This is a genomic window from Prevotella sp. LCP21S3_D2, from assembly GCF_052118345.1.
In the GTDB taxonomy this organism is placed as follows: Bacteria; Bacteroidota; Bacteroidia; order Bacteroidales; family Bacteroidaceae; genus Prevotella.
The window spans coordinates 1-370 of record NZ_JBQKHJ010000115.1 but is presented as its reverse complement, the minus strand read 5'-3'; the positions used below and the strand labels follow the sequence as shown (position 1 = coordinate 370).

Annotated in this window: 1 pseudogene; it reads right to left on the bottom strand. The window is 55.9% G+C overall.

The annotated features are described in order from the left end of the window. Nucleotides 1-370, bottom strand: a pseudogene (locus tag ACTQ16_RS16860) (hypothetical protein); the annotation flags it as partial.

Below are 370 nucleotides of genomic sequence, written 5' to 3'. Positions count from 1 at the left end.
GCTACCTTCCTTCTCTATGACCGCCCAGCCGTTGCCGTTCTTCTTGTGAATCTTCTTGAATCCAAGACGCTTCATCACGTTACCGATGTTCTGGTTGTTCAGGTTCTGGCGAAGGGCAGGGTTGACACCTATCCTCTCCAGTATCTCGGCACTGTAGCGGAACTTGATGAACTGTAGCGGCGTATCTGGCTCCGGCACCCGGTAGTAACGGAGTATCTGCTCCTCGGCATAGTTGGCTACCATGAAGAGGCGGTTGTGGCAGCGCATCAGCTCGATGTCGTCCCTCGTCAACCAGTATGTCCACTCCAGGGGCTCGCCCTTAGGATGGCTCATCACCTCCTGACCCAGTGCCACTGCCTCGGCAAACACG